A 4,026-nucleotide genomic window follows, 5' to 3' on the forward strand; every position below is an offset into this window, starting at 1 on the left:
GCGGTGCGGCCCCCGCGCCCGATCCCGCCGCCGTGGCCAACCTGTTGCGCCCCCTGGTGCACATGCTGTCCACCGACGCGCCATCCGCCCCGGCCACACTATGGTTGCTCGGCGCATGCCTGGCGGTGGGCGCCGCATGGCTCGCGGCGGACATCATCCGCCAGCAGCACGCTGGAACGTCCACACGGGGCCGCCGTCCCCCTTGCCCCCCGCTTTCCACCGGCTCCCATCCGGCCCGCAGTTTGGCCCACCGTTCGGGGCAGTCACCGCCCCCCTGCACGGCCTGACCCCCGCACGGCCTGACCCCTGCACGCGCTTGCAGCATCGTCTCCGGCACCGTTCCGGCCCCTTTCGTTCCCGGTCACCCTGCCCGACCGCCTGCCTGACTGCCAGACACGAAAAAGGGGGGACGCCGCCCCAACGGCATCCCCCTCTTCTTCCATTTTCGCGCGGGCGCGGGCGCCCTGCACTACCACGACAGGGTGCGGGTATTTTCCCGGAACAGCGCCGCGCCGGTCAGGTCCGGCGTGCTGGTGGCCAGCCCCGGCAGCAGGTCGGCCTGCTGCACGCCGTACTGCTTCATGCATGTTGGGCATACGTACACCGTGGCCCCGCTGCCCACCAGCTTGACCAGCATGCGCTGCTGTTCCTGATATTTTGCTTCATTGCCCCTGGCGGCCAGCACCACGGCCCGGTCGTTGAGGAACAGCGTCAGCGGATGGCCGCGCTGCAACTGATTGACCCCGTAGCCGATGCCCATCAGGGTCCGGTGGCCCTCGTCGCTGGTCAGGTTGATGAACAGGGGGGCGTCCTTGTCCTCCGCCGCCGGGGCGGCGTGCGCGGGCAGGCCCGCCGAGAGCAGGAACAGCCACGCGGCCAGTGCTGCCAACCATCGCCCGTATCGCATGATGCCTCCTGTCAGGATGTAAGGGTGAAGCCTGCCGCCCCGCGCAGGGGACGCGGACGCGGATATACCATGGCACGATAGCCTGCCTGGGGCGACGGGGGCCAGCATTATCACGCAGAGGCGCGACAGCGTGTGCTGGCTGCGCCAGCGGGGCGACAGGTGACGAGGTGACGAGGGCGACTGCCGTTGTTTCCGCGCCACGGAAAGGCGGCCAGTGCCGGAAACTCGACGGCCCGTGGCGTGAAACCACGGGCCGAATGGTACGATGCGCGGCGAACAGTCGCCATGGGCAGGGGAAGGCAAGGCCAGCCCCCACGGTCGGCGGGCCGCCCGTCAGTAGTAGTGCTCCACCTCTTCCACGGTGGCCGTGGCCAACGCTTCCTGGTCGGCCTTTTCGCGCTTGCGCTCGTCGCGCCGCTGCTCGCGGCGGCGTTGCGCCTCGCGGTTGCGGCGGTGCTGGGCGGGGGTTTCCAGCAGCAGTTCCGGCACGGGCACGGGCTTGCGGTCCGGCCCCATGGACACGAAGGTCAGGTAGGCCGAGGCGGCGTGGCGCGATTCGCCGGTGAGCAGGTTTTCCGCCTCCACCCGCACGCCCACCTCCATGGAGGTGCCCCCCGCAAGGTTCACGCTGGCCTTCAGCTGCATCAGTTCGCCCACGTGCACCGGCGCGCGAAAGTCCATGCGGTCGATGGAGGCTGTCACCACGGCGGTGCGGCAGTGGCGCATGGCGGCCACGGCCCCGGCGAGGTCGATGTGCTTCAGGATCACCCCGCCGTGCACGTTGCCCGCGGGGTTGGCGTCTTCTGGCAGGGGGCGGTGGGTCATCACCACTTCGCTGTCTTGCACGCGCTTGGCGCTCATGCGGCTGGCTCCGGGCGGTGTTGGGGTGACGAAACGCGGGGGGGCGGAAACGTGCGTTGCGGGGCGCGCGCCGTGGCTACCCGGCAAAGCTCACGCCGCCCTTGCCCAGCAGGTCGTGCAGGTGGATGAGGCCCACAAGGCGGTGCGCGTCGTCCACGATGGGCAGCACGGTGATGGCCTTCTGCTCCATGATGTCCAGCAGCTCCGCCACCGACTGGTCACTGCGGGCGCTGCGCGGGTTGCAGGTCATGATGGCCGTCACCGGGGTGCGCGGGGCATAATCGCCCCGGATCACCGCGCGGCGCACGTCGCCGTCGGTAAGTATCCCCATCAGCCTGCCGCTGCCGTCCACCACGGCCACCGCGCCAAAGCCGCCCTTGTCCAGCACGCGCACGGCCTCTTCCTGGCCCACGTCATCCTGGGTGACGGGAATGCCGGTGGTGTGCATCAGTTCCTGCACGCGCAGGCGCAGCCGCTGGCCCAGCGAACCGCCGGGGTGGTAGCGCAGAAAGTCGTTTTCAGTAAACGATTTCCAGTGGATGAGACACACCGCAAGGGCGTCGCCAAGGGCCAGCACCGCGGTGGTGGAGGCCGTGGGGGCAAGGTTGTGGGGGCACGCCTCGCGCGGAACGCCGGAATCCAGCACCACGTCGGCGGCGCGGCCAAGAGTGGACTGAGCCTTGCCGGTCATGGCGATGATGGCCGTGCCGATGGCCCGCAGACTGGGCAGGATGGCGTTCAGTTCGTCCGTCTCGCCGGAATTGGAGATGGCAATGACCACGTCTTCCGCCCGCAGGCTGCCCATGTCGCCATGCGCGCCTTCCACCGGGTGCAGGAAGAACGCCGGGGTGCCGGTGGACGACAGGGTGGCGGCCAGCTTGCGGCCCACCAGACCCGACTTGCCAAGCCCGGTGACCACCACGCGGCCCCGGCAGCCCGCCAGCAACGCCAAGGCCGCCTCGAACGAGGGGCCAAGCCTGTCGCGTACCGCCGTCAGGCCTTCTATTTCGATATCGAGCACGTCGCGCCCGAGGGGTATCCAGTCGGTGCGGCGTTCGCCGCAGGTGCAATCGCTCATGCCGTGGAAATCCTGTGGATGTTGCGGATATGCCGGGGGGTGCCGGGCAGGCCGGGTAAGACCGGAAGGGCCAGACGGGCTGCGCCGGGCGCGGCGTCCTTCTCTTCCCCCGAAACGCTGGGCGGGTCAACCGAATGGGTATCCTACTCGTTCGCTCCTTTTAAAAAGCGTAAAAATAAATATTGCAAAACGCACAGGCACGCTGCAAGGATACACAACCATCTGTACATGCTCGCACATGATAAAATGTATATACGGCAACGCTCCACTACTGCTTCATGCCCTCCCCTATCAACCACATGTAACTACTAACATACACACCAGCAAACTTTAAACGTATTGAGGGAATTAAAATGAGCCAGCATCCCCCCACAATTCCACAACCCCTATTGACAAACCCTGCTCAAAATGCACGCGATATATCCACAGATCTTCTTAATTGGGCATATGACCACGCAATAATATCTAATATTCCACATTCTAGATCTCAACAACAAACCTCCCTAGATGAAGTCTTTCCATCTATGAGTCCAGAACATCGCCTAAGATTTCATGAAAAAATATCTAAATCTAAAATCATTGGAATAATAAAAGACGCAAATAACAATAAAATTACCATTGTAACCCGCGGATCACTATATGGCACAAAGAGAAAACCACTCCCTGCATCTTACTGCGGAGTAATTATAGAATACATAGAGCATGGTGACATTACTATAGACCAATTCGCAGTGCAACAAAGCACAGAAAACCCATCGCCCTGTTTTTTATATAACAATTGCATAACATGCGGAAGCTCTGTTACAGCCGCACCCATTCCAAGCGCAGGGACATTAGGTTTCCTAGCCAAAGACCAAACCGGACAACTATTCGGCGTAACGAACAATCACGTAACTGGCGGATGCAATCACACGCAGCCCGGCATGCATATCCTCATGCCATCACCAGTTGACGCTGCCCCCGACGGACCGCCTCCTTTAGCCATAGGGAGACACGCGCAACTGGTCCGCTTAGTTAGCGGATACCCGCAACACAACATGCCCGCTCAGAAAATTGGTTCTTCGACGTTTAATGTGGAATTGACCGACCTCGCCCAGTTTGGATAGCCCTCCCTCAGGAGGATTGCCATGCTTGCCGAACAAATATTCGCCTTGGGTCTTGGTCTCACGCCACCCTGGAA

4 protein-coding genes are annotated in these 4,026 nt (G+C 63.3%); 1 reads left to right on the forward strand and 3 read right to left on the reverse strand.

What is annotated here, in order from left to right:
• The coding region (locus FVW20_RS19710) for a hypothetical protein (RefSeq protein ID WP_231038988.1) at positions 1-287 on the forward strand (287 nt) is incomplete at its 5' end.
• Positions 288-469: 182 nt separating this feature from the next.
• Here the strand turns inward: FVW20_RS19710 and FVW20_RS08985 are convergent.
• The 3 genes from FVW20_RS08985 to FVW20_RS08995 all read right to left on the reverse strand — a co-directional run bounded on the left by FVW20_RS08985 (position 470) and on the right by FVW20_RS08995 (position 2,846).
• On the reverse strand, positions 470-907 hold the full coding sequence (locus FVW20_RS08985) for a DsrE family protein (protein WP_196609146.1): 438 nt from the start codon (positions 905-907) through the stop codon (positions 470-472).
• A 333-nt stretch (positions 908-1,240) separates the two neighbouring features.
• Positions 1,241-1,768 carry an acyl-CoA thioesterase gene (locus FVW20_RS08990; protein ID WP_196609147.1) on the reverse strand — a complete coding sequence of 176 codons (528 nt, stop codon included), beginning with the start codon at positions 1,766-1,768 and terminating at the stop codon, positions 1,241-1,243.
• Between the two features lie 76 nt (positions 1,769-1,844).
• Positions 1,845-2,846, reverse strand: coding sequence for a KpsF/GutQ family sugar-phosphate isomerase (locus FVW20_RS08995; protein WP_167121950.1), 1,002 nt, complete (start codon positions 2,844-2,846; stop codon positions 1,845-1,847).
• Positions 2,847-4,026: the final 1,180 nt, after the last annotated feature.

The sequence above is a fragment of the Nitratidesulfovibrio oxamicus genome (assembly GCF_015731765.1).
Classification (GTDB): Bacteria; Desulfobacterota; Desulfovibrionia; order Desulfovibrionales; family Desulfovibrionaceae; genus Cupidesulfovibrio; species Cupidesulfovibrio oxamicus.